This is a genomic window from Bacillus sp. FSL R5-0654 (assembly GCF_038008745.1).
In the GTDB taxonomy this organism is placed as follows: Bacteria; Bacillota; Bacilli; order Bacillales; family Bacillaceae; genus Bacillus; species Bacillus safensis.
Map to the genome: position 1 here is coordinate 3,449,847 of NZ_JBBOZV010000001.1, position 21,782 is coordinate 3,471,628.

General features: G+C 40.6%; 27 protein-coding genes. 6 read left to right on the top strand and 21 right to left on the bottom strand.

Going from position 1 to position 21,782, the window contains the following annotated elements:
- Positions 1-41: 41 nt before the first annotated feature.
- A complete protein-coding gene (locus NSS76_RS17625; RefSeq protein WP_003215259.1) occupies positions 42-263 on the bottom strand; it encodes a DUF1450 domain-containing protein in 222 nt (73 codons plus the stop codon).
- Between the two features lie 242 nt (positions 264-505).
- Here NSS76_RS17625 and NSS76_RS17630 point away from each other — a divergent pair, with 242 nt between their 5' ends.
- A complete protein-coding gene (locus NSS76_RS17630) occupies positions 506-1,315 on the top strand; it encodes an RsfA family transcriptional regulator (protein ID WP_073207760.1) in 810 nt (269 codons plus the stop codon).
- A 32-nt stretch (positions 1,316-1,347) separates the two neighbouring features.
- On the opposite strand, the gene NSS76_RS17635 is transcribed toward NSS76_RS17630, so the two are convergent.
- From NSS76_RS17635 to pta, 18 genes are all read right to left on the bottom strand, one after another.
- The gene (locus NSS76_RS17635; protein WP_034621844.1) at positions 1,348-1,581 is read right to left on the bottom strand and encodes a DUF5970 family protein; all 234 of its coding nucleotides are present in this window, start codon (positions 1,579-1,581) and stop codon (positions 1,348-1,350) included.
- Positions 1,578-3,854, bottom strand: a complete 2,277-nt coding sequence (locus NSS76_RS17640) for a glycosyltransferase (protein ID WP_341082531.1) — start codon at positions 3,852-3,854, stop codon at positions 1,578-1,580. The genes NSS76_RS17635 and NSS76_RS17640 overlap by 4 nt, the downstream gene beginning before the upstream one ends.
- A 118-nt stretch (positions 3,855-3,972) precedes the next feature.
- Positions 3,973-4,458 carry a tetratricopeptide repeat protein gene (locus NSS76_RS17645; RefSeq protein ID WP_341082533.1) on the bottom strand — a complete coding sequence of 162 codons (486 nt, stop codon included), beginning with the start codon at positions 4,456-4,458 and terminating at the stop codon, positions 3,973-3,975.
- A 40-nt stretch (positions 4,459-4,498) separates the two neighbouring features.
- Entirely contained in the window at positions 4,499-5,344 is an 846-nt protein-coding gene (locus tag NSS76_RS17650; RefSeq protein ID WP_151862813.1) for a lipoate--protein ligase family protein, read from the bottom strand.
- 239 nt (positions 5,345-5,583) lie between these two features.
- Entirely contained in the window at positions 5,584-5,997 is a 414-nt protein-coding gene (locus NSS76_RS17655; protein WP_341082730.1) for an SMI1/KNR4 family protein, read from the bottom strand.
- A gap of 1 nt (position 5,998) precedes the next feature.
- On the bottom strand, positions 5,999-6,262 hold the full coding sequence (locus NSS76_RS17660) for a hypothetical protein (RefSeq protein ID WP_185853916.1): 264 nt from the start codon (positions 6,260-6,262) through the stop codon (positions 5,999-6,001).
- A 69-nt stretch (positions 6,263-6,331) separates the two neighbouring features.
- Positions 6,332-6,604: a hypothetical protein gene (locus tag NSS76_RS17665; protein ID WP_270126765.1), complete on the bottom strand. Its 273-nt coding sequence runs from the start codon at positions 6,602-6,604 to the stop codon at positions 6,332-6,334.
- A gap of 29 nt (positions 6,605-6,633) precedes the next feature.
- Complete coding sequence (locus NSS76_RS17670; protein ID WP_270126764.1) at positions 6,634-6,996, bottom strand: hypothetical protein; 363 nt, start codon at positions 6,994-6,996, stop codon at positions 6,634-6,636.
- Between the two features lie 324 nt (positions 6,997-7,320).
- Positions 7,321-7,716: a CDI toxin immunity protein gene (locus NSS76_RS17675; protein WP_122631622.1), complete on the bottom strand. Its 396-nt coding sequence runs from the start codon at positions 7,714-7,716 to the stop codon at positions 7,321-7,323.
- A gap of 11 nt (positions 7,717-7,727) precedes the next feature.
- Complete coding sequence (locus tag NSS76_RS17680; protein ID WP_341082536.1) at positions 7,728-9,263, bottom strand: T7SS effector LXG polymorphic toxin; 1,536 nt, start codon at positions 9,261-9,263, stop codon at positions 7,728-7,730.
- An 11-nt stretch (positions 9,264-9,274) separates the two neighbouring features.
- Positions 9,275-9,553, bottom strand: coding sequence for a YwqI/YxiC family protein (locus NSS76_RS17685; protein ID WP_044330992.1), 279 nt, complete (start codon positions 9,551-9,553; stop codon positions 9,275-9,277).
- 4 nt (positions 9,554-9,557) lie between these two features.
- A complete protein-coding gene (locus tag NSS76_RS17690; RefSeq protein WP_044331120.1) occupies positions 9,558-9,956 on the bottom strand; it encodes a YwqH-like family protein in 399 nt (132 codons plus the stop codon).
- A 175-nt stretch (positions 9,957-10,131) separates the two neighbouring features.
- Positions 10,132-10,398, bottom strand: coding sequence for a hypothetical protein (locus NSS76_RS17695; RefSeq protein WP_172881236.1), 267 nt, complete (start codon positions 10,396-10,398; stop codon positions 10,132-10,134).
- Positions 10,399-10,411: 13 nt separating this feature from the next.
- A complete protein-coding gene (locus NSS76_RS17700; protein ID WP_172881237.1) occupies positions 10,412-11,746 on the bottom strand; it encodes a TRAP transporter large permease subunit in 1,335 nt (444 codons plus the stop codon).
- Between the two features lie 43 nt (positions 11,747-11,789).
- A complete protein-coding gene (locus NSS76_RS17705; protein WP_341082540.1) occupies positions 11,790-12,668 on the bottom strand; it encodes an NAD(P)-dependent oxidoreductase in 879 nt (292 codons plus the stop codon).
- Positions 12,669-12,679: 11 nt separating this feature from the next.
- Entirely contained in the window at positions 12,680-13,351 is a 672-nt protein-coding gene (locus NSS76_RS17710; protein ID WP_341082541.1) for an RraA family protein, read from the bottom strand.
- A gap of 149 nt (positions 13,352-13,500) precedes the next feature.
- Entirely contained in the window at positions 13,501-14,352 is an 852-nt protein-coding gene (locus NSS76_RS17715) for a MurR/RpiR family transcriptional regulator (RefSeq protein ID WP_073207786.1), read from the bottom strand.
- A 131-nt stretch (positions 14,353-14,483) separates the two neighbouring features.
- Positions 14,484-15,455: a phosphate acetyltransferase gene (gene pta, locus NSS76_RS17720; RefSeq protein WP_024423792.1), complete on the bottom strand. Its 972-nt coding sequence runs from the start codon at positions 15,453-15,455 to the stop codon at positions 14,484-14,486.
- A 240-nt stretch (positions 15,456-15,695) separates the two neighbouring features.
- Between pta and hemQ the strand changes: the two genes are divergently transcribed.
- Positions 15,696-16,466 (top strand): hydrogen peroxide-dependent heme synthase, encoded by a 771-nt coding sequence (gene hemQ, locus NSS76_RS17725; RefSeq protein ID WP_024423793.1) that lies wholly within the window; start codon positions 15,696-15,698, stop codon positions 16,464-16,466.
- Between the two features lie 140 nt (positions 16,467-16,606).
- Here the strand turns inward: hemQ and NSS76_RS17730 are convergent, their stop codons facing one another.
- Positions 16,607-17,575 carry an alpha/beta hydrolase gene (locus NSS76_RS17730; protein WP_341082543.1) on the bottom strand — a complete coding sequence of 323 codons (969 nt, stop codon included), beginning with the start codon at positions 17,573-17,575 and terminating at the stop codon, positions 16,607-16,609.
- A 123-nt stretch (positions 17,576-17,698) separates the two neighbouring features.
- Positions 17,699-18,178 carry an Lrp/AsnC family transcriptional regulator gene (locus tag NSS76_RS17735; protein WP_025093842.1) on the bottom strand — a complete coding sequence of 160 codons (480 nt, stop codon included), beginning with the start codon at positions 18,176-18,178 and terminating at the stop codon, positions 17,699-17,701.
- 145 nt (positions 18,179-18,323) lie between these two features.
- Here NSS76_RS17735 and NSS76_RS17740 point away from each other — a divergent pair, with 145 nt between their 5' ends.
- The 4 genes from NSS76_RS17740 to NSS76_RS17755 all read left to right on the top strand — a co-directional run bounded on the left by NSS76_RS17740 (position 18,324) and on the right by NSS76_RS17755 (position 21,775).
- Positions 18,324-19,556: an MFS transporter gene (locus NSS76_RS17740; RefSeq protein WP_103131746.1), complete on the top strand. Its 1,233-nt coding sequence runs from the start codon at positions 18,324-18,326 to the stop codon at positions 19,554-19,556.
- 149 nt (positions 19,557-19,705) lie between these two features.
- Positions 19,706-20,308, top strand: a complete 603-nt coding sequence (locus tag NSS76_RS17745; RefSeq protein WP_024423797.1) for a bacilysin biosynthesis protein BacA — start codon at positions 19,706-19,708, stop codon at positions 20,306-20,308.
- A gap of 1 nt (position 20,309) precedes the next feature.
- A complete protein-coding gene (locus NSS76_RS17750) occupies positions 20,310-21,017 on the top strand; it encodes a cupin domain-containing protein (protein ID WP_341082545.1) in 708 nt (235 codons plus the stop codon).
- A complete protein-coding gene (locus NSS76_RS17755; protein WP_034621859.1) occupies positions 21,014-21,775 on the top strand; it encodes a glucose 1-dehydrogenase in 762 nt (253 codons plus the stop codon). Before NSS76_RS17750 ends, NSS76_RS17755 begins: the two co-directional genes overlap by 4 nt.
- Positions 21,776-21,782 lie beyond the last annotated feature (7 nt).

Here is a 21,782-nt window from a genome sequence, read left to right on the forward strand (position 1 = left end):
ACGGACCTCTTTTTAGGTCGACTGAACACATTCAGTGACATTTATTTGACTTTTTTTTGAACCTTTTCAAGTAATTCATCTTCTGTTGGTGCGGATAATGGGCGATTGTTCACAAACGCAAAAGCCTTTTTTCGTCCTGGACCACAATAGGATTGACAGCCGATCTCAATTTTTGCATCAGGGTCAACCGATTTGAGTCGAGGCAATAACGTCTTTAGGTTCGTCGCATCACAATCGTCACATACGCGAAACTCATTAGCCATGGTCTTACGCTTCCTTTCAATGATGATACTTCATTCTATATGAAACAGTTGGACAGCCAATCGTGAATAATATACCACCCAACATTGTACATCGAAGCGGCTGGACTTGCAAGACGCTTTACCGCCCCAATCCCGAGCTTACATAAAAGCTAGTATTTTCCACTATCCTTTTAGCAAACTTGTATAAACCTTCTTGAACTTGGCTAATCTAATACCATCAAATCTTATGGGGGTTTAAACACATGTCAAAACAAAGACAAGATGCTTGGTCAGAGGAAAATGATCTCCTCCTGGCAGAAACCGTCTTACGTCACGTCAGAGAGGGCAGCACGCAGCTAAATGCGTTTGAAGAAGTTGGAGACAAGCTGAACCGCACCTCAGCGGCATGCGGATTTAGATGGAACGCTGTCGTCAGACATCAATATGAAAAAGCGTTGGCACTTGCCAAAAAACAGCGAAAACAACGGATGCGCGCACTTGGCAATGGCCAGCCTGCGAAAAAACGATTACTTTATCAGCCGCAAGTAGAAGAAACGGTTACTCAAGAGGAATTCTCACAGGAACTGGAGCCAGCAAAGGAAGAAACATTTGCACCAGCAGCTGAAACGGCCGAACAGCTTCAGTTTGTGGATCAAAGCTACAATGAAGAGTTAGCTAGTTTATCACATTTATTGTCACAGGCTGCTCCTGCCCCAAATACGGCAGAGAAAAAGCCGGAAGCAAATCCATTTAGGCAGCATCAAGAATTAACCATGGACGATATCATTAATTTCTTACGCCGTTATGAAGGCGATGGTCAGCAATCCACTGCCTTACGTATGGAAAACAGCCGCTTAAAACGAGAAAACAATGAGCTTTCTCATAAAGTCTCGCAGCTAGAAGCTGAAGTGAAAAAGCTTGAAAAGGATCAGCTCACGATTCAAGAAGATTATGAAACACTCGTGAAAATCATGAACCGTGCAAGAAAACTAGTTTTATTTGAAGAGGACGATAGTGCCGCACCAACCTTTAAAATGGACCGGAACGGCAACCTTGAAAAAATGGCAGAATAACAAAAAGTGCTCCCCGCCTCGGGAAGCACTTTTTAAATGCCCAACAATAGCATCACACTAAAAAGGACATTGATCAAAAACACAAACATAAAAATATACCTGACCTGCCTTACTTGAAAATCACCAAACATAAAAATATAAAGACCTGCAATGCCAAGTGTCAGGACAGGCTGAAGAAATGGCACTAAAAGCGAAATGCCGTAGCCGGCTCCCATGATGACAGGAAGCCATAGTAAATAGAGGTAACCGCCGTTTTTGGACTTCAAGAAACCACTCCCTCTCTTTCTTCTATCTGCTTGATTTCAGGCTGAACAAACTTGAGTCCGGCCATTGTGCGGCCGCGTCTTTGTGATGTCCAGACTGCAATCGCCGGCTGATCTGTGAGAGATTCTGTGTCAATGGTGATCAGCACTTTCTCATGTAATTCAATTGAAGCTTCAGACTCGATTTTGCACCCAGATAAACTAATATCATGTATGTTCACCGGCACCTTCTCTTCTAACCGGCCCTCATAGGACAGCGTGCCTGTCACGCTTTGCAACGGTCTTCTCACCCATTTGCGCCTTATAGCCCTTGGTACTTTCTCCGTTTCTCTTACAAAGCGGAGAAATGTCCGAACAGCATAGGATTTTTTCTCACGATCCGTTATCGATACATGCTCTCGTGTGAATAAGAAGCGGATCAGTGATAGATACTCTGATTTTTCTGTATCAGTAAAAGCAACACCAACCATCAGCTTGTCTCCATCTGGATGGCTCCAAACCACATCACACGCCACACTTTGATCCTCTGAAAAGAACAATTGCATTTGTCCTTGATTTAAAGAAGAAGCTTGATCCAATGGAATGGATAGACGCGCACCTGAATCACTCATATCTAGTAGAAAACAAGCAATCGACTCATCTTGATGATCAGAACAGAGCTGCCCCTCTTTTTCTATGACAAACCGCTCTGATTTTCGATAACGCGGACGATCAAACGCCACAATCAGTGCCATGAATAGACCTGCACCGTTATAAAGCACCCAAAAAATATTAATCAACGTGAGATCAGCATTCATCGTCCCATTTACCTTCATATCGTATCCTATTTTCACAAGGACAAGCAATGAGAGCAGCAAGAAGATCAAATGAGGAATCATCGTTTTCAAATGAAAATGTCTCTTGTCCGTTTGAATTCCCTTCGGCGTGACAAGGAATTCAACCCTCTTCTTCAAAAACAGCTCACTTAAAGCTACACCAGCCAGATGGAATGCCATAGAGCTTTCGTAAATATGACTCCAAAACATACTTCTTTTTTGATTCGACACCAGTTTAAACGCTAAATACGAACTAAAGAACGCCGGCAGCCAAAACATAAAAATGGACTGGAAATCTGCCCAGAAACTTTGAATACCAAATAATAAAAACAATATTGGTGTAAGAATGTAAATCATTTTAAACAAACCGTTAAACCAATACACAATGCCATCTAAATAAAGAACTCGCTGCATAAGCGTTAAGCCGCGAACCTTCAATGGATTAAACTTACGGGCGCACTGAATGTTCCCTCTCGACCACCGGTCTCTCTGCTTTAACAGATCAAGCCAGCTTTCAGGTGCCAGACCGACGGCTAATACTTCTCCGACAGACACAGATTTGAACTTCCCTTGGAGAAGCATTCCGGTCGCCATGTCTTCTGTAATCACTCCAGTAGCAAATCCGCCAATTTCCTCTAAGGCCGTTCTTCTAAATACAGTATTACTCCCGACATACATCACCGCATTGAACCGATCCTTACCAGCTTGGAGGGTTTGCATAAAGAAGTCCTGTTCATTTGGAATTCGATCCTTCGAGAACATATTATATTGGAAAGGATCTTCGTTATAAAACGCCTGTGGAACTTGAACAAACGCAGTCGCTCCATCATGAAAGTAAGGCACTGTCTTTTCTAAAAAGGCAGAAAGGGGGACCATATCAGCATCAAGTGTGAGAATCAGCTCCCCATTCGTTTGAGACATCGCATGGTTTAAATTACCCGCCTTAGCAAACTTGTTATCTGTTCTTGTCAGATAATGAACGCCAAACTCAGATGCAAGCTGCTCCACAGACTCCCTCTTGCCATCATCACATAAATAAATGTGGACGCTGCCTTTTGGATAAGACAGATTCAAACAGCCTGCCACCGTGCGTTTCAGCACTTCAATTGGTTCATTATATGTAGCTATGAAAATATCAACTGTTGGCAGCCTGTCCAAATCACTGATCATGACTTGTTTTCGATTTGAAGGCTTCCAAACAAGTGTATAAAACACAAGCAGCTGTAAAAATCCAATACATTCACAGGCTACAAGCAAGATGCCCATTATCATATTAAATGTACCTTCATGCGGCAGTGTAAAGAAGAGACGCCAGCAAATATAGGCAGCATTTGTTAACACACAGAGCACAATGATGATTTTTTTAACAGTAGAGGCCAGCGGCTGAATACGATACATCACATACAACACAGACAAAACACAAAGCATCAACAGCGGGTAATACGTGGTGAATAACGACAACAAATTTACCTTCTTTCTTACGCCATAAATGACTATCACATATAAAATTTCATAACAAAGGAGGGGATTTTTTCATCACATTGCCCCTCCAAATCTATTCAAGCAGCCAAATCAACTATTATTTCCATATCCTATCTAACTGATTTGAATAAAAATCAATCGCTTTTCGATAACTTAAAATAGCAGGATCTTTTGTCGTTTCAGTTAAACAGTTCAGTAATATTTCCATCGCTTTGCTATGTTCCTTTAAATTATACAAAGTCATGGCATAGAACGTTTGAATGGCTTTGTTGCCCGGATAAGTTTCCATCCCTTTTAGGAATATCTGTTTTGACTTTTCATATTCTCCTAAATTTCTGTATGTACTTCCTAACCCTAGTAAAGCGTCTTCTAGTTCTTCTGAAGACAATCCTAACTCAATGGCCCTTTCATAAAAAAAGACAGCTTGCCTTTCCTCTCCTAACAGGTCATAACTCCAGGCACATTGATAATGAATAGAGGCATCGTCTGGATACTCCTCTGCAAGATGAGACAGCATTTCATTTGATTCTTGAAGATGTCCACTTTTTTGAAGTTCAATGGCTTTTTCAAGCTTTGTTTCCATCACTTCACCTCTACTCTTTTCAAGATGAAAAGGCTGATATTTATGAAAACACCTTTTCATTCCGCTCAATCATCCGCGTCATGTTTTTCTCAAATTCCAGCTGTTCTTCTGCGTTCAGGCCCGAGGATGTCAGCTGATCACTAAGCTTTTGAAGCTCCTCTAGTAATAAACGCATGAGAAGCGTACAATCAATTGGTTCACCGATTAATTCTGATAAGGATGCCATCGTATCCGGCTGTATATCAGGAAATACTGCCTTCACTTCTTGCCGTTTATCCTTTAAGGCGGCGTCATAAAAACGGCGGATCAAGTCGGCACGTTCACGCCCGCTTCCATCTGCACACAAATAAATTTGCACAGCAACCCCACCGCGTAATCTACGCTGAGAAATGCCTGCAAATTTCTTTCCATTGATACTTAAATCGTAGCTGCCTGGACAATAAGAGCCGACTATTTCATAGGCTTCAATGTCCACATCATACATAGACAGCATCCGGCGAATCAATTCCACCATCGCATCATATCCGCGGTCAATATCAATGCCCTTCTTTTGTTCCGCAAAGATTAAAGACACATTCAGTACACCTTCATCCAGCACCACAGCAAGACCGCCTGAGTTGCGCACAATCACTCGATATCCCTCTTCCTCAAGCAGCTTTACGCCATCTTGGAGAAATGGAAGTCTTGTATCCTGAATCCCAAGCACAATCGTATTGTGATGCACCCAAGAACGGGCTGTCGCTGGTGAGAGGCCCTTCCCCACCGACGCGCAAAGCGTATCATCCATCGCAAAGGATTGCTTCGGGTCCACATAAAGACCAAGACTCGACTGATCGATAATCCGCCATTTCGGCTGTGTCAGTAACTCAATAGGTTCATTTTTCATCTCCTGCATATCCTCTCGTACATAAACTGTGTTTATTATAACATGTGATGAATGGAGGGAGAATGCAAAAAGCTCTATGACATTTGGCGTCACAGAGCGTTTCAGTTGGATGATTTGGTTTTCTTGTTCTTGCTTTTCGAGATGAAATAAACAGCTGCAATTAAAACGCCAGGAACCCCAACCACGAGGCATGCAGCGATCAATGTATTCCACGGCAAATCGATCATCTCCTTAATAGACTAGACTTCTATGAAACAGCCCTCATTTACCCAGCTCAACAAGTCTTCAGCGACCAATTCCGCATGCTGAGGGTCCATCACACCAGCATCCACGATCCATACCTTTTTCTCCTCTTCAGCCAGCCGCATGAGAAGTACTCGCCCGCCACCATCGTCGCCAATTGCTACATAGCCGCTTGCATATTGCTGAACCTCCCATGTTGCATTGCGTTCCGCAATGTCCTCAGTGCCGTATAGAAGCACCTCACCGCCAATGGAACATCCATTTGTATGTTTCAGCAGTTCCTTATAAACATGGGGCAGCACCATGTTTAGCTGGGATTCTGCCTCTTTGATATGTATGTCACTTGCTGGTTTGTTCACGTGCAGATGTGGGATTTGGGGTAAATTGATCATTTTTAAGGCCTCCTCTATTTTAAGTTGCTGATTTTTTCATCACCCTTTTATACAAACGAAGAAGCATTTTTAAAAGAAAATAGAAAATGACCACGTCAAGTATAAAACCCCACACTAGAAATTCAAAAGTATGATGTCCGTGCAGAACTAGCCAATCAATAGGGAAACCGCGATAATCAGCATCTGAGTAAGAAACTCCTCTCAGCAAAGCTGTTGCTATAACAATCAGAACACTGATACTTAATAGCCAGTTGGATGTTTTTTTGTTTTGTTTATGTTCCATAGTCATTCCTTTCTCTGTTTTGCTGCCCGATACAAGACTTGATTCCAGTACTACAGACAACCGTCCTATCTATGACAGCATTTCTTTAAGCAAACTCTCTGCTTTATGTAATTCATCTAGTAAGGGGTTTAGATAGTCATTATAACTATCCAAATAAGCTCTCACCCCGCCAATGATCAAAATCTTTTGGAGATCTTCATTGTTCTGAATGATCCTTTCAGCAATTTTATATCTTTTGTATATTAATTGGAGAACACCTTGATTGATTTCTTGTGGATATTCTTTTTCTAGGATGTTGATGACTGTTTGGATTTGTTTTATTAGTTCTTCTTTTTTGTTCATTTAATGCTCCTTAAGACTTCAATCTCCTACTAATAAATATCTAATCGTTGACAATTAAAACTTATAAAATCGCCTTCATTTATATCTCCTGGTATATTGTAATCCAATTCTAATAAAAATCCGCCCACTCTCACTTTTTCGTCACGCTTATCAATTAATTGTCCTAAGAAACTATAACTAAAATTATCATCTAATTTTTCAATTCTAACCTCTGCCACTTCTGCTTTCACTAAGTCTGACACATCTAAACAAAAAATAGGTTCTAATAGTTCACTTTCTTCAAGGTAATTTAATGGTTGAGCAAAACACATTAATTCCAGTTCGCCATCTGTTACAATCACATCAGCTTCTGAAGCTTCTTGTGAAATCCAGTTTATTTTCAATACGATCATCCTTTTTTTACTTCTTTGTCTTTACACCTAAACTTGGTACTTTTCAGAAAGTTCTTCAGCACAGAGTAGTTAAAATGCTTGTAGTAAGTCAAATAGTGATGGCCGGATTGATAGCAAAGAAAAAAGTAAAACCAGATATAGCAATCAAACTTAGAATGACCTTCACAGAAACATTTTAAAAATGCACAAGCTTACATTCAAAGATTATTTAACATTGCATCAAATAAAGTAGAAAAAGAAAGAATATCTTTTTTATTAACAATAATAAACATTTAAAAACCCTCAAAGAGACTCAAATTAATTCTTTTTGATGGTTCATCTATTCTATTTCAATCCTACTTTTACTTCACCATCATGAAAAATTTCAATCGCATATCCAGAAGATGGTGAAAAAATCCACGTATCAAAACTGACAGCTGTAACATCATCTATAGCTTCAAATACTTTATCTAAAGTAGATTGGATAATTGGTAACGCCCCTTCATCCCAAATTACATAAACAATATCACTGTACTCATTCAGTTTTTGATTCAAAAAGGATCGTATTTCATCGAATGTATCCACTTGCTCATAAGAAGATATCTTCTTCCATTCAATTTGCCCCCAATCAGTAAAGGGAAAAGAATTTTCAAAATCATTTAATATTTGCTCTCTATTATCTTCATATAAAATATGTACATCCTCACCTAGTGCCTCAATACACTCATCTAATAAACTCATCTAAAATCTCCTTATCTATTCAAATGTTTTAATAAAGATTTAAAAGTGCTTTCATTACCCTCAAATGGAATAGCAATCTTTCGAGCATTCGCCCCTTTACCATTACGAAAATCTTCAATATTTATATGTGGTCCCTTTTTAGGGTCATAATCTAATCTCCATCTTACTTTTCCGTCAGCGGACTGTCTACCAACGACTTTACCATATCCAGCACTCGACTTAAGCGTACCTGTATATGGTTGTGAATTGGGTCCTAGGTCTCCAACTATGTCTACTGTCTTATTTCTAGCTTGCTCATATGTTTTAACTTTATCTAATAATTGTTCTCCTCTTCCAATACCCTTTACTTTCTTCTCAACTTTCTTAGCTGCTTTCTCCCCTTTAATAATCTTAAAAACATATTTCCCCACTTTAACAATGTTGGTGCTTGGAACCATGTACACCCCTGATACCAAACGATCCATATCCGCGACTTTATCACCTGTTATCGGATCTCTTCCTGTAATAACCCGAATCGCGTCGTTTATTCCTGTAAATTCAACCGCTGTATTTAAGATATTTTGGGGTTGATCGCCTGTTTTTACATCAGAAATCGGTTTAACGCTCTCAATCGTTACTTTGTTTTTTTCTGATATTCGTAACCGATACAGCATTCCGTCTCGCATGACATCAACCGTTTTGGCATGTTCGAAGTTGATCTTTTTGTACTCATTTATGTTGTATACTTTTCCATTTAAGGTCAAGGTGGTTTGATTGATTTTACTAGACGGCGTTTCCCGAACAACCGTCTCCACATTCGCCTGTTGTTTCTCTTTCAGTTTCTTCAGCATGATCATCAATGGATTGTCTTTTGGGGTGTCTATTTTATCCTTCAATCCACTGATGGTGCTGCTTACTTTTTCTTCTTTTCCATCTTTTAAAATAGATCCCTTTTGATAGCTCGTAATGTCGATTTTTGGGCTGGTGAACATGGTACTTAAGATATCTATGTATTGCTTCATTGTTTGAAGAGAGCTTTTGGTTTCATGTAAAGCACTTGTCTGCTCCCTGTCAAATGCATGAAGCAAACCAATGGTTCTTGATGTCTCGAGCCATGCCTTTTGATAGTTCTGCTGAAACACTGATTCGTCTACATTTGGCAAATGAACAATATGACCAACTCTGCCAATGGCATGGTTTACCTCTGATACAATTTCAGAAATCGTTCGTTCAGCTTTTTTTAAGCCTTGATCAAGATCATGTTCGATAAATGCTTGTAATATATAGCCGTGCTCATTTGATTCTAGCGCGCTAAGAGCCTGCTTTGTGTTTTTCAATGCGGCGCTATATTCCTCAATGACGGCCTGAAAGAATTGCAGAAAGGGAATATGGCATTCTGTATAAAAGGCGCGGATGGCTTGTCCCGCCTCTCCCTTTAGTGCGCCATCGAGTGAGATGATGTGATTGATTTGTTTTTCGAGGGAGCTGATTTGCTGTGACTGCTGCTTTAACGCATTCAGCGTTTGATCTATTCCGTTTGTTAGCGCAAAGGCGTCAAGGGTTTTCATTGCGTTCTCCTTTATTTCCTTTTACTGCTGGAAGCAAGCGCCTTGTCCGTTTCAATCATGGTGTTCACCGCTTGTTCTGTTTGTACAAGTTGTTTCTGAAGAATACCTATATAGGATGTACTTAATTCGTCCAGCTGCTGATTGATCTTTTCTAATGTGTCTGCCGTCAGGAGCTGATTTCTTCCTTTGATGGTGGTTGGAAGGGCTGCATTCATTTGAGCGCCTGATTGTTTTGCATGCTGTAATACTTGTTTGACCTGACTGGCATCTATTTTAATTTCTCTCGTCATGTGACTACCCTCTTTTTTCTTCCAGTTGTTTCTGCTTTTCTTTCTCTATTTTTCTTTCAACCGAATGAATTTCATGTTCTAACGAATGGATATCCGATGTTAAATCACTGATTTTCTCATTGATTCGATTTAATAGATTGGTTAGCTGTACAGCTTTTATTTCCTGACTGGCGGAAGCCATTTCATCTCGAATGTCATCAAACGTGTCTGCCAAATGGCCAAACCATGTATGTGATGTCAGGTCTGGATGAGTGATTTTTTTGCTGGCATCTGACAGGGCCCATTTTGCCTCTTTGATTTCTTTTCGGCACATATTGAGTTCGATGATTTGTTCTTTTTTGATAGATATATCTGCCTTTAATGAATACAAGGCTGCTTTATATCCGATGATTGCTCCAGATATGGTCAAACACCTCTATTCCTTAAATAGTCCTCCGTTATGTTACCATTTACTAGCATAAGAGGCATATGATTGAAAGTGAATTTACCAAAAAATGAATCGTACGTATTGGGTTTTAATACCTATTTCTCGCGCGCAAAAAAGCTGGATTCATTTACTGAATCCAGCTTTTTATTGCTTATTTGAGCGATTCACCTGCTGATGCAGATGGATGATCGCTAAATGAGGTGTCTTTCTTTTCAGGAATATAATTTAGAGAGAAACCAACAAGACTGAAAAAGGCACTTAACACCAATGTTGGGTTTTTGAATAGGTTTGTACTTGCAATGATCATATCTCCCTTTTGCAAAAGAATCCCTAGTATTTGACCGAATACCAACAGGGCTCCTGACGTTAAGAACAGGACAAGCAGCACTTTAAATAAATATTCCATCAATGCTCTCATGTGTTTCTCCTTTCTATACTGGAAGTATTCCCATTCCGATGAGCCAGCCAATTCCTACGATCGGCAGCATATAGTAGAGAATCAGCGGTATAAACGTTTTCTCCGGTCTGGCTCCTGCAAGACCAGAAGCAATGAAAATTGATCCTGATGCCGGTGGGGAAGCGCCTTCTGTTGATGAAAAAGCAAGAATGGCGACAACAGCCACAACTGGATCCACTCCGACTGAGACTAAAGCTGAAAATGAGACAAGTCCAACAGCTGTTAATGTGGCTGTAGAAGATAATGGTCCAGCCACCAGTGTGACAAGAATACCCACAATGAGCACCATGAGCCATTTCGGAATGGTAAGTACTGATGTGATTTGCGTCAAATCTTCTGCCAATCCTAATTCAGCAAGCACCTGACTAGCAGCAACAGCAAACAGCATCAAGGCACCGATCGTTGTAAACTTAGGTATAGCCGACTTGAAAAACTGAGACCAATCTAGTGCAGACGCCTTTTTTCTCCCAATTGTTAAACTAATCAACATCATGAGAATCGGAATCCACGTAATTAAAGAAATTTGATCCATTGCCTCTGGTCCAATGTTTGGATTACTTTTCAAGTAGTTTGCCAGCGGACCTATCGTGACAATGATAGGAGTTAAGGCACCGAAAAAAATAAAGATCGACTTCCACCCTTGTTTTACAGCTTCCCTAAAAGGAAGAATATCATCTGGCGGCATGGCCTGAATTTTATTCTTTTTCACCAGAATATACACAAGAATAAATCGGTATACGACTTGATACAGTCCTCCTATTAATAGGGCAATATATAAATCTCCCTCAGATACAAGGGCTGCAATTGGTGCAAACCCCAGCATGATAAACATGGAAGAGTTCGGAGGCAGTGCCGCCCCAAGTCCGCCATTCCCTGCTAAAATGGTCGCTGTATGCGTTCGGCTCCAGCCTGATTTAATCATCCAAGAGGCTGTGATAGAGCCAGTGGCCGCTGTGTTTGCAGAATTTGAACCTGAAAGAGCACCTAAGACTGCTGAACCTAACGTACTCATATAAGCCGCTCCACCGGGAAGTTTTCCTACAACCGAATTTAAGATTCGCAAGAGTGCATGAATTAATTCCAGCTTTTCGATTAAATAGGCCATGAATACAAATGCAACAGCTGCATAGAGCACCTCATATGTGGATGCAAATTTTAATCCATCCCAGAACAGTCTCAATGCATCCAATCCGCCAAATAATGTGGTTGCAATAAAGCCTAATAGCATGGCTTCTCCCATATTCCGCTTCACGACGACATTCCATATAATGATGACAGCTATGAATACAATCAACGCAATAAAACCCATATCGTTTTTTCGCCTCCCCTTTGTTCAATAAAACGCTTACAATTTATTGCCCCTGCTGCATCACGTCAATGACTTCTTCCCAGCTGGCCGGCTTTTTCCCATTAAACCGTTCAACAAATTGAAAGTCTGCTAATCTCTCTAGCTTCTGTTGTGCTGCCCGAGACATACTGGCATCAACCTCTGCTTCATCCAGCATTTCAATAGAGCCAAGAAGCTCGATCGCTCGTCTTTTCGCATGAAGTGCACTCCCTGTCACAAGACGGTTCATGGTCTCTTCAAAACTTTTGCTATCCATTGTATCGCTTAGTGAAGAAATCACTTGTTGTTCCACGTTGTACTTTTTTGAAATTTCCAAAAATTCAACCAAGAGACCAACGATCCCCTTCATATAAACGCTTCTGATCAGCTTCAAGGCCGAAGCATCTCCTGGCTGGTCACTGATTTTTTTAATATTCATGCCATAAGCATTCATTACTTTCATGAATTGGTCAGTTCCACTGCCGCTTGCCGTGATCGGAACCTTGTGTTTGTTAACTGGAAGAGGCCCTAGCATGGCAGCATCTACGAATAGAGCTTTTTGCTTTTCAATTTCGTTTGCCACTTGTTTTTTGATGTCTGGTGTTGATGCCGATACATCTACATATAATTGATTCTCTTTCAAACTTCCCGATACGGATTGGGCCACTTCTAAGGTTTTATTCGCTGGCACAGCAGCAATGACAATATTAGATTTCTCAATGACTTCACTAATACTGCTGGTTAATTGAACTCCTGTCTGCGATGCTTTTTCCTTCAACGCGCCAGCCAATTTCTCGTTTTGTAATAGTACATCATACGCATAAAATTGATCTAATCCTTCTGTTTTCAATCCTGTTGATAACTCATATGCAGCTTCTCCATATCCAATAAAGCCTATCTTCATCACAGATTCCCCTATCCCTGATATTTTTTCATTCTGCCTTCCAGCCATGCCGGTGCTAAGAGACTGATGTCTTGCTTTCCTTCGTTCATATACTGTTGAATCGTTTGTAATCTTTGATTTTCATACGCTTGTTTCTCTTCCGCTAGTGTCAGCAGGTGTTCCGCCTTTTCCTTTGGAACGATGACGACTCCATCATCGTCAGCAATGACTAAGTCACCTGGTGCTACTTTGACACCGCCGCACGAGATGATTTGATTCAATTCCCCAGGACCATCTTTAAAAGGTCCATTTGGCATAAACCCCTTACTGTATATCGGAAAAGCCAGTTCTTCTAAAGCGAGTTTGTCACGAACAAGCCCGTCAATCACGATTCCTTCTATTCCTACAGCCTTTGCTACACCTGCCATCAATTCCCCTAAATATGCATGACCCTTATGGTCTTTTCCATCAACAATCAGTACATCTCCTTCTTTCGCAGAATAGATCGCTTGATGAAGAAATAAATTATCCCCTGGCCGTAAGCTGACGGTAAAAGCTGTACCTACTATATCCATGCCTCTTGCAACTGGTTTGATTTGATGATCCATTGCGCCGGTGCTTCCCATCACATCTGCCAGCAAGGTCGAGTTCAGTTTTTTTGCCCGATCTATTAGATCATTTGACACGAATTGAACAGTACCCATTGTTTCCATCATCCCCTTTGAGTTATATTCGTTACACTCAATTTTATTAAAGTAATATATATTACTTTTGTGACACGATCATACCATCTCGATTTTATTTAGTAAAGCGCTTTCAAAAAAATCAAATGAAAAAATGAGTCACCACACGACTAATGTGTTGTGTGATAACTCATTTTCGTTAACATATGATTGATTTGATCTAAACGAGGTTTTGTCCTTTCAGGATCATTAATGGCTAAGGCACTTAAAATGTAATCTACGATAAAGATAGCAGATACGACAGAGTTATGAGAGCCCGCACTTGCTGAGGAACATGGTAATACATATTGTGCATACTTGGTTAGTGGAGAGCTGTAGCTGTCTGTAATTAAAAGCACTTCCACCCCATATGACTTCGCTGCCTCCAGCAAATCCTTTATACGCTTTGCATAGCGAGGATAGCTGACCGCTATAATGAAATCATCAGATTGAAAATGAACGAGTTCGTCGACCCAGTCACTTTTGTCTGCATCAATATATTGACAGTTCCCCAGTAGGCGATTGATTCCTTGTGACAGATACTCGCCAACAGGTCTTCCACTTCGGACACTTGTACACAGAACCTGGCGGGAGCTGGCTATTTTTTCAACAATATGCTGAAAGGTTTCTTCTGTGATATTGTCTAAAGCGTACTGGATATTTTGAAATTGCAGCTCGACATGATTATGCAAAAGCTTACTTTTATTTGAATGCTTGAGGTTCGCTTCAAGTCTCGTTTGAGGGGCAGCTTTATGCTTCATATTTGATTGAAGCTCTTTTTGAAGCTCGGAGAAACCGGAATACCCTACAGCAGCAGAGAATCTCATGATGGTCGCTGTACTCGTCCCTACTTTTGACGCCAATTTATCTACAGTTAAAAACGCAACCTCCATTGGATTTTGCACGATATAATCTGCAATTCTCCTTTGTGCCTCGGTTAATCCCGCGACCTTATGCTGAAGCTTATGTATGAAATCGTCCATTATAGCACCTGCCTATTCTATCGGCTTTATCTACGATCAAAATTTTTTCTTTTCCCCCTATATTGTACACATTTGTCATCAAAAAAACAGCCAGCACGAATCTATCGTACTGGCTGCCTTTGTTGAGATTATTATAGTGCTTGAGCTGCTGTGATAAGCGCAAGGTTGTAAACGTCTTCGGCATTACAGCCTCTTGATAGATCGTTTACTGGCTGGTTTAAACCTTGAAGGATAGGACCTACAGCTTCAAAGTTACCTAAGCGCTGTGCAATTTTGTAGCCAATGTTTCCAGCTTCGAGGCTAGGGAAAACAAATACGCTGGCGTCGCCTTTGATGACGGAATCTGGCGCTTTTTTCGCTGCTACTGAAGGAACGAAAGCTGCATCGAATTGGAATTCTCCATCAAGTACAAGCTCAGGTGCCTTTTCTTTTGCAATGCGAACTGCTTCAGATACTTTTTCTGTTTCGTCTGATTTTGCTGAGCCTTTTGTAGAGAAGCTAAGCATTGCCACACGTGGTTCGATATCAAACATTTTTGCTGTGTTTGCACTTTCAATCGCAATTTCAGCTAGATCTTGGCTGTCTGGTGCAATGTTGATTGCGCAATCAGCAAACACATATTGCTCTTCGCCGCGAGCCATGATGAAGACGCCAGATGTTTTCTTTACGCCTTCTTTTGTTTTAATGATTTGAAGTGCTGGACGCACTGTGTCAGCAGTTGAGTGTGCCGCACCGCTCACAAGTCCGTCTGCAAGACCTTTATACACAAGCATTGTACCGAAGTAGTTTTCATCCAGTAATGCTTTTCTTGCTTGCTCTTCTGTTGCTTTGCCTTTACGTCTTTCTACGAAAGCTTGTACAAGCTCTTCAAAACCTTCATATGTATGAGGATCATACACGTCAACACCATCAAGTGTAAGACCTAATTCTTTTGCTTTAGCTTCAACTTCTTGTTTTTTTCCTACCACAATTGGCTGCAATACTTTGCCATCTGCTAGTTTTTGAACGGCTGTTAGAATGCGTTCGTCCATTCCCTCAGGAAAAACGATCTTTACTCCTTTACCTGCAACCTTTTCCTGAACTGTTGAAAAAATATCTGCCACTTCAATACCCTCCTTGATTTTACAAAAAAAGCGTTCTCTTTTAAGCATACTCTTCTTCTACCTAAATTCAAACTACCAACTTATATTATAGCGCTTACAAATTAAATTCTTATTTTTCAAACTAATTTAATCAATTTTGAAAAAAGCTGTTTTCCTCGTTCAAGTTTTGATCACATCTCCATTTGGACAAACTATGTTATAGTTGGAACAGATGGAAAACTGTTAATAGGAGTGAAAGAAATGAGCGAACAACATACAACAAATGAAGCAGCTCAAACACTAGATGGCTGGTATGCGCTGCATGATTTTAGAACAATCGACTGGACAGCTTGGAAGCTGCTGACAAGTGATGAGCGCCAAGCCATCATTCATGAATTCACAGGTCTATTGGAAAAATGGAAAACAGCTGAGCAAGATAAAGCTGGAAGCCAAACAATCTATAGTATTGTCGGCCAAAAAGCAGATATTATGCTCATGATTTTACGTCCGACAATGGAAGAACTTGGTGAAATTGAACTCGAATTCAACAAGACACGACTAGCAGAGTTTACGATTCCAGCTTATTCGTATGTTTCAGTTGTTGAGCTCAGCAACTACTTAGCAGGAGGCGGCGATGGCGGAGATCCTTACGAGAACCCGCATGTACGTGCTCGCTTATATCCAGAGCTTCCTTCTTCTCAATACGTGTGCTTCTATCCAATGGATAAAAGACGTTCTGGCAATGACAACTGGTACATGCTTTCCATGGATGAGCGTAAATCTCTTATGAGAAGCCACGGTTTAATTGGCCGAAGCTATGCTGGGAAAGTAAAACAGATCATTACAGGTTCTGTTGGTTTTGATGATTATGAGTGGGGCGTTACCCTTTTCTCTGATGATGTGCTTCAATTTAAAAAATTGGTTTATGAAATGCGCTTTGATGAAGTCAGTGCACGCTACGGCGAATTTGGTTCCTTCTTTGTTGGAAACCGATTAGCAAACGAGCAGCTGGCGTCTTATTTCCATGTATGATAAACTCTTAAGGCTTCGGATCTCTCCGAAGCTTTTTTATTTATTTGTTTAGAAAGGTGATCACATCTTCATTTTCAGGATAAGTAAGAAACAAAACTAAACTCCTAGCTCACAACAATACAGTGAGGAGTAACATCATTTTATTTCTTTAGCCTGCTTTCAATAAATTGAAGTGTGTCAGCTGCTATTTTATTTCTAGATAGTACAATTCCAGCATGCCCACAACTGTATACGTACCTTTTAGGTTGATTCCAGCTATTCCACAGAGTATCAGCATCGTTTATGTCAATATACATGTCATATTTTCCTGATATTAAGAGTACATTTTCTTTGTCTACGAGAAGTTTTGCTTTACTAGGATTCATAATATCCCAAGCTTTGTCGAGTTCTTCATACGTTGTCCCATGTTCCTCCAGATCTCTTCGTATATACTTCCCAGGAAGAGTGTTCCAGATGGAATGCGCAATATTATTCGCATAAAAAGCTGATACAACAATATTCACGTCTTTCTCGACTGTTGCTAATAAGTTTGTTAGCCATCCTCCTAAACTAATACCAACTACGATTATATCCCCACCTTCATTTTCCTTGATCCATTTAATCAGCCCTCTAAGTTCAACAATAGCTTGCTGGGAGGAATGCACTGTTCGACTTATATTGGCGCTAATCATGTGTTCACCAGAATATGTTGAATTTTGTGGTTCCCTATCGAAATGATAAGGCAGCGTGTAGTAATACATATTCCAATCATAATGTTTAACGATTTTATCGTGAAAAATCTTCTTGATTCTGTCGTATGAATCCATTCTCCATCCATGTACAAAGATTACATTGGGCTTGTGCTTTGACTCTTTTCGTAAAAACACTTCCCCAGAAACCTTGTCATTCTTATCTTCACCAGATTTGATGCTTGAATTAAAAGAAAATATTCCACTTTCTAAGTTTACTGTATGGTTGTTGATGTGAAATTGTAAATCAATAGGCTGAGCACTAAAAAAACAATCCCTGTTACCTACGTCAATAGGCAAATTTTTATAGTGACTTTCTTTGCTTCTTGTTCTGTGCATATCCATTAATGCTGCGTAATCTATTACTTTTAAAAGCTTCAAAAGAATTAACTCCTTTAATTTCAAATTATTACTATACGAATATTTCAGCATAAAAAGCTGAAAAGAATACAAAGGGCTAAAATAAAAATCATTTTAGCCCTTTGTCAAAAATCTGAAAACTTTTTATTTCACCACGGTCATCTCTGGCTCTTCTATTTGTTTCAAGCGTTCCTGAATTGGATGGGAAAAAGAGTGCTCTGACAAGACAATATGGGAGACGGTTTTTGTAAATCCAGACACTTCTTGAATAAAGGCTTCAATTTCTTCAAGAGAAGAAACTGACAGCTTAATGAAAAAGCAAGACTGCCCTGCCACTCGATAAGCAAAAAAGGCGCGTGGATGCTCATTCATAAAAGTCACAAAACGCTGATACTCCCCATTTAACACCGTAACTTCCAGCAGGCAGTCAATCAGAAGCCCTAATTTTTTATAATTGACCTGAACAGAATACCCTTCGATAATCCCTGCATCCTCTAATTTACGTACTCTTTCTGCTACCGCAGGTGCTGATAAATTCACTCGTTTGGACAATTCCCTCATGGATAAGCGGGCATCTTCTCTCAATTCATTTAAAATATGCACATCTACATCGGTGATTTTCATTCGTACCTCTCCTATCCAAAAATCGTTCCATTTGAAAAGTATTTTATGATAATACTTATGATGCGAAATGTAAAATAAAACTAAATAATGGTAGAATTTATTTTAACGGAATTGAATGAAAAAGCAAGTATGGAGGGATCACTTGATGAAAGAATCTTTAGACAGCCAGGCTTCTAAAACATTTCCCATCACACTTGCCATTGCACTCACACTTGGCGTTTTTGCGGCGGGATCGGAAGAGCTGGTGATTTCACCACTGCTGCCTGATTTATCAAACTCCTTTCAGCACTCTCTTGATATTCTCGCTCTTTCCATCAGCATTTATGGGTTAGCTGTGCTGGTTGGGGCTCCGCTGCTCGTTCCTTTAGGGGACCGGTATTCAAGAGAGCTGTGTTTGATTATTGGGCTGTCTTTCTTTTTGATTGGAACAGTGATGTGTGCTGCTGCCCCAAATTTGGCCGTGTTTTTTGCAGGCCGTGCTATTTCTGGGCTGGCGACTGGTGTATTTGTGCCAACAGCCTATGCTCTTGTGGGAGACCGGGTTCCATATGAATATCGCGGCAAAGTGATGGGACTCATTGTATCGAGCTGGTCTCTTTCTCTTGTCCTTGGTGTGCCCATTGGCGCCTTTATTGGTCAAAGTTTGAACTGGCGCTGGACATTTTGGATTTTCGCCATGATGAGTCTCGTTGTCCTGCTGCTCGTCATCCTTGAATCTCGTAAACAAGTCGCAGCAGCTGATCCGAAGGCATCTCAAGCTAGGGAGAAATCAGGCTCTATATGGGGGGCTTTAAAAATCGACCGAGTCCCTGCCTATTTGACCGTGACATTTTGTAACATGCTTGGATTTTATGGCATGTACTCATTTTTAGGGGCTTACCTGCAAAGTCTGTTTTCCGGGGGTCAATCAACAGCTGGACTTCTGATCATGGCTTATGGCGTTGGTTTTTCCATGAGTATATTTACCGGGAAATTAGCTGATTGGTTTGGCAAAACACGCTCACTTTTCTTTGTGCTGGGCGGCATTACGCTCGTTCTTGCCTTACTTCCTTATGCACCGTTCTCATGGACATTGCTCATTTTCGCTTTATTTATTTGGGGTGCCATGCAAAGTTTATCCGTCACGCTTTTGAGCACCGTCCTGAGCGACTGCTCTCAAACCCACCGAGGCAAAGTGATGGCTTTTTACAGCCTTGCTTCCAATCTTGCCGTTATGCTTGGCTCCGCTCTGATGGGACCTGTTTATGTCCATTTCGGCTATCATACGGTAGGGCTTGTATGTGCACTCATTACGCTTGTTGGTTTTCTCATCAGCTTCGTCAGCTATAAACGCGAAAAAACTTTACAGCAGAAACATAAAAATACATTTGAAACGTGAGCTCATTTCACTGCACATCTTGATATGTGCAGTTTTTTAGATCAATTTTTAATATCATCATAAAATACATTTTTTATAAATTTTGTTGACAATTGCCAATTTTATTTTTTATAATCTAGTAAAAATTTGAAAAAGATTGGATGGTAAACATGATCTTAAAGAATGATGTTTTTCATTTCAAAGAAGAGCCCATCGTTTCACCTAAGATGTTTACAGTCAATACATTAGGCCCTAAGGGGACAAGCAGTGAATATGCAGCAAAACATTTCATCTCTCATTCCACCACTACACTCGGCACTCATACGAAACTATCCCTTTATGACACATTCGAAACTTGCATTGAACATACTCTCTCTAACGCACTCCAATACACTCTCGTTCCACACGCATACGAAGGAATTAAACACTTCTACATGAGACCTGACCTGCAGCTTTTACAAATTTTCAGATGTGACACGCCCATGTATGGTTTGGCTGTCAGACCAGATTTCCCCTTTCAAGAACAAATGCTTCACCATTTAAAAATTGTTTCTCATCCTGCACCTGTGAATTTGATTCAATATTTTATTCATCAAAATGCTGAATTTGAGCTTGTCAATTCTACAAGTACAGCCGCACAAAAGGTAAGAGACGGCGAATTTGATTTCGCTTTAACCAATGAGGTGGCTAGAGCTACATACGGCCTCACCTTCATTCGAACATTTAAAAGCATTCCTATGAGCTGGTCTATATTCGGAAAAGGAGAGATGTAACATGACAACTGAACAAAAGGTGCAAGAATTATATTTTCCTCAAGCGAAAAAACGAGAATGGGATAATGGTGTCATCCAATATTCTACTGTCAGAGGCGATACGGAAGTGTTAATTTCATACGTCCCTCCTCACACGATCATCGAACCTCACGAGCATCCAGAAGCACAAATCGGCATCGTATTAAAAGGCGAGCTTCAAATAACGGTCGGCCAATCGACCCAATTACTCACTCCATTAGAATCAGCCTATATTGCACCACCATTCGTTCCTCACGGCGCATCGAATCTGACAGATGAAGAAGTGATCGCCATTGATATTAAGAGATTAAAAGATGGCGAAGAATATACGGCTCCTCCTACTTATTTCTTAGACATTTTCAAAACGCGTGATTTGCTTCCTGGCATGGAAGTGACTTTTTTTGTAGAGGACTGGATGGAGCTTATGATTGCCAACATTCCGGGAAATGGCGGGGAAATGCCTTTTCATAAGCACCGTAATGAACAAATCGGGATTTGCATTAGCGGCGGGTATGATATGACGATTGAAGGCTTTACAGAAAAGATGGAATTTGGCACGACTTACTTCTGTGATCCAAAAGAAGATCACGGCGCCATTAATCCAAAGCCAGAAGCATCAAAGTCTATTAATCTCTTCTTCCCTCCACGCTATAACCGCTTAAAGCCAAAAGCGTCTAAGGTGAAGAAATGAACATTGCCGGAAAAGTCGTCCTGATTACAGGAGGTGCGTCTGGGATTGGGCTTGCCGCCGTCAAGCTTTTCCTTGAGCACGGAGCAAAAGTAGCAGTGGCTGATATCAATGAAGATAGCGGTAAACAACTCGTTGAATCATTGCCTCATGAACATGCTGCGTTTTTCAAAACAGATATTACGAATGAGTCTGACTGTCAAAAAACCGTTCAATCCGTGCTGAGCCAATTCGGGACAATTGATGTTTTGATTAACAATGCAGGCATCGAAATTGTCTCACCTATTCACGAGATGACTCTGGAGGATTGGAACCACATTCTACAGGTCAACCTGACTGGTGTATTTCTCATGAGTAAGCATACATTGCCGCATATGCTTGAGAAGAAAAGCGGAAGTATTATTAATACCGGATCTGTCGGAGGCCTCGTTGGCTGGCCTGACATTCCTGCATACAACGCAACGAAGGGCGGCGTCATCCAGCTCACCAAATCGATGGCGATCGACTATGCCGCTCATCAAATCAGGGTGAATTGTATCGCCCCAGGCATCATTGATACGCCATTAAATGAAAAATCCTTTTTAGACAATCATTCAGAAAGTCTTGAGGTTGTCAAAAAGGAAAAAGCAAAGGTGAATCCCTTGCTTCGTCTCGGAAAACCCGAAGAAATTGCGGGCGTGATGCTGTTTCTCGCCTCTGATCTATCCAGCTATATGACTGGAAGTGTTGTCACAGCAGATGGCGGATACACCGCTAGATAAAAAGGAG